This is a genomic window from Pseudoalteromonas sp., assembly GCF_041613455.1.
GTDB lineage: Bacteria > Pseudomonadota > Gammaproteobacteria > Enterobacterales > Alteromonadaceae > Pseudoalteromonas.
This window is the reverse complement of the sequence record NZ_JBFJHD010000167.1, coordinates 1-6,729: the sequence shown is the minus strand read 5'-3', so window position 1 is coordinate 6,729 and position 6,729 is coordinate 1. Positions and strand designations below refer to the sequence as shown.

Below are 6,729 nucleotides of genomic sequence, written 5' to 3'. Positions count from 1 at the left end.
TGGTTTAATTGGGCGCAGTATCGCCTCCGTGTTATTTTTTAGCGTAACGGTTGTAACCAGCTCAATGGGGTAGGGACGAATAGACAAGCGCTTGCGGTGTGTTTGTACTTGGTAGCGATTGATGGTCATGGTGGCATCGAGCACTAAAAATTGCCCATTGCTAGCCAAGATCGGGTTGAGCTCAAGCGAGCTAATATCGGGTTGATCGATCACTAATTGTGAGATCCGCGTGAGCAAGGCGCAGAGTCGGTATTTATCCACTTTTTCCGGTAAAATACGTTCTTTTAATACCCCTTTATCGTGCGCGGCGGCAATTAAATATTTTGCTAAATTCATATTTAGTGGCGGGAAAGCAACCGCAGCTTGTGCATATTCAAGACCCGTACCGGCTTCGCCAAGTAAAATAACTGGGCCAAAATTGGCCTCGGTTTTTATTGCAATACGTAATTCGTTAGCGCCGGCGCGAGGGGCCATTTTTTGTAAGGAAAAGCCATCAATGACTGCATTCGGGTAAGTGTTTTTTATTCTTAGCAACATCGCAAACGCAGTTTGCTCTACCTCTTGGGCGTCGTTTAAGTTAAGCACTACACCGCCGACTTCAGATTTTGATGGAATGCTGGGGCTGATCAGCTTTAGTGCCACCGGAAAACCCAACTCTATGGCTTGTTCTTTGGCCTCGGTGGGAGTGTAAGCCACTTCAGTTTGAATACATTCAATGTCGTAATGACTTAAAATTTGGCTCGCTTGATGGGTTGATAAATAACTTTGCCCTTCCTCTAAAAATTCATTTACTAGGGCTTTGGCCGCCGACTTGTTAATTTTGTCATCATCACAATTCGACTCAGGCGTTTGGGTTAAGTGTTTTTGATTACGTCGATAATTAACTAAATGCATAAAGGCGCCCACAGCGCCCTCGGGAGTGCGATAGGTCGGAATGGCATTATTAGTACAAATACGTCTGGCGGTGTAGGCGGCATCTTCACCGGTGAAATTAGTGATCACGTAAGGGCGTGTCATTTTTGGCAATTTTTTTAAGGTGTCGACGATAATATGCGCATACTCGTCGCTGGGAGCGAGTGCAGACGGGGTGTGAATGATCAGTAAGTTTTTTACCTCGGGAGCATGCAGTAAAATTTCCAGTGCCTGCTTATAACGGCTTGGCAGTGAGTCGCCAAAAATATCCACCGGATTGGAGGTCGTTTCTGAGCGTGGGATCACTTTGTTAAGTGCCTCACGAGTGGCGTCGCTTAATTGTGCTAATTTACCTGAGCTTTGCAGCAGCTCATCGACCGCCATAACACCGGGCCCTCCGCCATTAGTTAAAATAGTGAGCTGCTCGACCTTTAATAACTTAGGGTGCATGGCCAAGGTTTGCGTGGCGGCAAATAATTCACGTAAGTCATTTACTCTTAGCATACCGGCGCGCTGAAATAACGCATCGTATACGGCGTCTGAGCTATGTGCTTTGCCGGTTTTTATTTGTGCTGCGCTTGCCCCTGCATCGGTGCGGCCAGTTTTTATTACGATCACCGGTTTACTAAACGCCGCCGCGCGTGCGGCAGAAATAAAGCTGCGACTATCTTCAATATTATCGATATATAACAACACGGCGCTTGTTTTAGCGTCGCGGCCTAAAAAGTCGAGTAGCTCAGTAAATTTAATATCTAGGCATTCACCAATGGAAACAAAGTAGGAAAAACCAATTTCTTTATTTTTTGCCCAATCTAAAATGGTGGAACACACCGCGGCCGACTGGGAAATAAAGGCCAGTTTACCGGGACTTGCCACTGTATGTGAGAAGCTGGCATTAAGCCCTAGGTGAGGAATTAATAACCCTAATGAGTTAGGCCCCAGTAGTGTGACTTTATGCTGCTGAGCAGAGTGTTTTAAGGTGTGTTTTTGAGCGCTAGTTAAACCATCGGCAATCACAATTGCGTTGTGGCACGCTAACTCACCGAGTTGCTCAATGATCTTTGTTAAAGTATTTTTATTGGTACAGATAACGGCTAAATCGGGTACTTTTGGCAACGCGTTAATCGTTGGGTAGGCCAATACCCCATGCACGGCAGTATGGCTCGGAGTAACTGGCATAATTGGCCCTTTAAAGCCCGCTTGCAGTAAGTTACGCATGACCACATACCCTGCTCGAGAGGGAGTATTTGATGCCCCAATTACGGCAACCGAGCGTGGGTTTAAAAACTGGCTGATACGCTTAAGGCTCATGGCTTTTCCTTGGCTGATTAAACTTTGCTATCTGTCATCTCACAATGTAACCTGTTTAGCGTACTTTTTCGAGCATCTAGCTGCTTTACAAGGAGAATAACGTGAATAAAAGATCGGGGTTATACCATGTGTTGGCGGCTATCTGTGTCAGTATAGGCCTAATTAGCTTAGCATTTATTTTAAAAGGCACGGCACTTGAAATTAAATCGATGGAGCGTACCGTGCAGGTGAAAGGGTTAGCTGAACAAGAGGTGTTGGCCGATACGGTGATTTGGCCCCTGCAATTTAGTGATGTCGATAATAACTTAGAAACCTTGGTCAGTCGGGTTGAGCGTAAAAACGCTGCGGTGATCGCGTTTTTAAAATTGCACGGCTTTGATGATGCAGAAATCACCCGTGGCAGCCAGTCGATTATTGATACTCAAGCGCGGGAATATGGCAGCGAAAACAAACAATTTAGATATATAGTCCGAGCCAATATTATTGTTTATTCAAATGCTCCCGATAAAGTAAAGCATGCATTGGGGAAGGTAAGCCAATTAGCGAAACAAAACATTGCCATAGTGCAAGATAACTATGACACTCAAGTGCAATATCTATTTACGGGGCTAAACGAGATTAAACCAGCCATGGTGCAGCAAGCGACCGAAAAAGCCCGCGAAGTAGCGATTAAGTTCGCAAAAGATTCAGACTCAAAACTAGGTAAAATTAAAACCGCGCGGCAAGGGCAATTTAGTATTAGCGATAGAGACTCTAACACGCCACAAATTAAAAAAGTGCGTGTGGTCACCAGCATAGAATATTACTTGTCAGATTAAAGCCAGCGTTAGTGCTTAACTAAGCGGGCTACCTCGGTGAGTGAACGCTGTAAATACGCGGCGCTTAACAACAATGTGGTTTCGTTTAGCGCATTAGCGCTTAGTTGTGTTACTAATTGCTGCTTAGCCTGAGGGTGTTGTTTTTGTTCCATTTCCATTAACGCCAACAGCGCCGAAAATTCATGCTTGATGGGCGTACTGGGCTTATTAGCATAGGCAATATAACACGCCACTGGCGTTAAGCCTTGTTGATTAGTTAATGCAAGTGCTTTGAGTAAGCCATCGTTAGATTCAAATAGCATTAACGAGCGCACATAGTTAAAAGGCAAATTAGTTGCTTCGGCTTGCTTAAACACTGTGTGTAATACGGTATTGCCACGTTCATCCTGTGCACTAAACCCGTTGTTCACTTTCAGTGCGGGAGTAAAAAAGCTCAGTGCATCCAGGCTACTCAGCTGGCTAATAAATGGCGCCGGTGGTGGGTTATTAGTGAGCAGCCGAAGCGCCACATTTTGCATAAAATTATATTTAACAGGCATGCGCTGCGCGCTGTGGTACACATGCAGCAATTGGCTAGCTTGTTGTGCCGGGGTTAATTGCTTAAAGTCGTTATCGAGCTCGCCGAGCTGATGCTGGGCTAAGCGAGTATTAAGTAATTGTATGCATAATTCCATAGCGTTTCGTATCCCCTTGCTCTGCTGTTATTTACTTTAGCTTAAACGGTTGGCATATAAAACAAAAAAGGCCGCATCAGCGACCTTTTGTATTGTTACATTAACAGTTAAGCTTGTTTACTGGCTACCCACTGATTAACAAAATTTTCTAGCACGTTTAGTGGCACGGGGCCATTTTTAAGCACTACATCGTGAAACTGGCGAATGTCAAACTTATCACCGAGTTGCTGCTTAGCGCTTTCACGTAGTTCCAAAATCTTTAACATACCCACTTTATAAGCAGTTGCTTGTGATGGCATAACAATGTGGCGCTCAACCATTTTAACCGCGTCAGAGGTCGCATTAGGGGTGTTATTAACGTAGTAATCAATCCCTTGTTGGCGAGTCCATTTCATAGCGTGAATGCCGGTATCCACTACTAACCGTGCTGCGCGCCATAATTCCATCGAAAGACGACCAAAATCAGCATAGGGGTCTTCATATAAACCCATTTCTTTAGGGACTAACTCAGAGTATAAGCCCCAACCCTCAATGTATGCCGTGTAGCCACCAAATTTACGAAACTTAGGCACACCTTCAAGCTCTTGCGAAATAGCAATTTGCATATGGTGTCCTGGAATACCTTCGTGGTAGGCCAGCGCTTCCATTTGATAGGTTGGCATCGCTTCCATATCGTAAAGGTTGGCGTAGTACACACCCGGGCGAGAGCCATCGGGAGCCGGTTGCTGGTAAAACGCTTTACCTGCGGCTTTTTCGCGAAACGCTTCAACTCGCTTTACAATCATATCGGCTTTGGGTTTGACGATAAATAATTCATCCAAGCGCGACTTCATATTATTGATAAGCGCGGTTGCTTGGCTAATATATTGCTCTTTAGCGGCTTCGGTATTGGGCAAATAAAACTGCTCGTCGGTTTTCATAAACTGCATAAATGCTGCTAAATCACCGTTAAAGCCCACTTTATCTTTAATTTCACGCATTTCATCATGAATTCTCGCTACTTCAGCAAGGCCGATGGCATGAATTTCTTTGGCGGTCAGCTCTGTGGTGGTGGTGCGTTTAAGCGCGTTATTATAAAACGCGTCGCCGTCAGGAAACTTCCAAGCACCGTCGCGATTATCGGCACGTTTTTCTAACTGAGCTAGGTAGTTAAGCAGTTTAGAATACGCCGGCTTAACCGCTACCTTAAGGGCATCGGTGGCCTCGTTTATGAGTGCGTCTTTTTCAGCTTGACTGATCTCAAGCTGAGCAACTTTACGTTTAAAATCGCTCAATAATGTGGAGTCTTCGCCCTGTTCAAACGGTGCTCCGCTGATAATGTTTTTGCTCGAATCGATAACATGCGGAAACACAAATTTTGGTGCAATAATGCCTTTGTTAGCGCGTACTTCTAAATCGGTTATCAGCTGCTCAAAGACCGCCGGAATCCCGTTTAAGCGTGAAATATAGGCGTTAGCTTCAGCCACATTACTAATTTGATGTTGGTTAATTAAAAATGCCGCCACCATCGAGTGAGTGCCGTACATTTGATTTACCGGGTAACTATGAAAGCGCCATTTAAAATCGGCAATGGTATTTTCAAGCGCTTGCTTTTTTAAGTCATAACTCACTTTAGTGGCAGCGTCGAGCTGGGCACGATTGATGCTATTTAGCGTGCTTAAATCGGCTTTCGCTTGTGCCAAATCTTGCAGTTTTTTGGCTTCGCTACCATCGTCCCATTTATCATAATCTTGCTTAATGCCCATATAGGTTTGATAAACCGGGCTGCTCATCACATCGCGATTAAAGGTATCTTCAAAAAACTGATTCGCTTTGTCTATTTCGCTTTGTACCGGTTGTACTTGTATCACCGCTGTTTTAGTTGCTGATGAGGTGGCTTGTTGGCACCCCGCAAGCAGTGCCACACTAACTGCGGCTGCAATAAAAGTAAGTTTACGCATTGTGATCCCTATTGTTGTTAGAAGTTTATTATTATAGTTTTTAGCACCGAGCACTAAACAAACAATTCTAGCAGGTCATTTAAAAAGCGTTGCCCTTTAAGGGTGACTTGCCAGTGATTATTGTCTTCGCTTAGTAAGCCAGTGCGAATCGCTTTGTTGAGTGCCTCGCGTTGGCTTTGCAACGGCTGTTGCGTGAGTGCCGTAAAATCGTCTACTGGGCACGGCTCGACTAGGCGCAAGCGATTCATAAAAAACTCAAAGGCCAAATCGTGCTGTTCTACCTGCCAACTTTTATACAAATACGGCTTAACCATGTCCATGTAGCCCCGCGGGTGTTTAACCTTTTCGGTGCGGGTGATGATGCCACTATTTGCATCAGTCACTTTACCATGTGCGCCACAGCCAATACCCAAATAATCGCCAAACCGCCAATAATTCAAGTTGTGTTGGCATTGATAACCCGGTTTGGCATAGCCCGATATTTCATATTGCTGGTAGCCCGCTTGTGCCAGTAAAGCTTGGCCTTGCTCTTGAATATCCCACAGGGTTTCATCTTGCGGCAATGTCGGGGGCTTAGAGGCAAATTGTGTATTGGGTTCAATTGTGAGCTGATACCACGAAATATGCGGGGGATTGAGCGCAATGATCTGTTTTAAATCACTCAATGCATCGTCAAGCGTTTGCCCGGGTAAACCGTGCATTAAATCTAAGTTGAAGCTGTTAAGGCCGGCTTGTTTTGCTTGCTCTGCCGCGTAACGTGCTTCATCGGCGCCATGAATGCGCCCTAATGCTTTAAGCTTGTCGTTTTGCATGCTTTGCACACCAATCGAAATGCGGTTAATTCCAGCCTTTACGTAGTCTTTAAAGCGTCCGGTTTCTACTGTTCCAGGGTTAGCTTCAAGGGTGATTTCACAGTTGTCTGCTAGACCAATTAGTGTGTCGACTGCGTTTAACAGGCGCGTATAAGCCGCCCCAGTTAATAAGCTTGGCGTGCCGCCCCCAATAAAAATACTGTGTATTTTTCGCCCTTGCACTAAGTGCAGATCGGCGGTTAAGTCATCTATTAGATGCTGC

General features: G+C 45.1%; 5 protein-coding genes. 1 reads left to right on the top strand and 4 read right to left on the bottom strand.

The features are described from left to right. Positions 1-2,223 (bottom strand): acetate--CoA ligase family protein (locus tag ABYB02_RS13085; protein ID WP_372762881.1); only part of this gene is annotated, 2,223 nt, incomplete at its 3' end. Positions 2,224-2,324: 101 nt separating this feature from the next. Between ABYB02_RS13085 and ABYB02_RS13080 the strand changes: the two genes are divergently transcribed. Next, positions 2,325-3,041 (top strand): SIMPL domain-containing protein, encoded by a 717-nt coding sequence (locus ABYB02_RS13080; RefSeq protein WP_372762880.1) that lies wholly within the window; start codon positions 2,325-2,327, stop codon positions 3,039-3,041. An 8-nt stretch (positions 3,042-3,049) separates the two neighbouring features. Here the strand turns inward: ABYB02_RS13080 and ABYB02_RS13075 are convergent, their stop codons facing one another. The 3 genes from ABYB02_RS13075 to hemW form a co-directional block, all read right to left on the bottom strand. Continuing rightward, on the bottom strand, positions 3,050-3,715 hold the full coding sequence (locus ABYB02_RS13075; RefSeq protein ID WP_372762879.1) for a hypothetical protein: 666 nt from the start codon (positions 3,713-3,715) through the stop codon (positions 3,050-3,052). A 107-nt stretch (positions 3,716-3,822) separates the two neighbouring features. After that, on the bottom strand, positions 3,823-5,655 hold the full coding sequence (locus ABYB02_RS13070; protein ID WP_372762878.1) for a DUF885 family protein: 1,833 nt from the start codon (positions 5,653-5,655) through the stop codon (positions 3,823-3,825). A 53-nt stretch (positions 5,656-5,708) separates the two neighbouring features. After that, a partial coding sequence (gene hemW / locus ABYB02_RS13065) for a radical SAM family heme chaperone HemW (RefSeq protein ID WP_372762877.1) occupies positions 5,709-6,729 on the bottom strand: 1,021 nt, incomplete at its 5' end.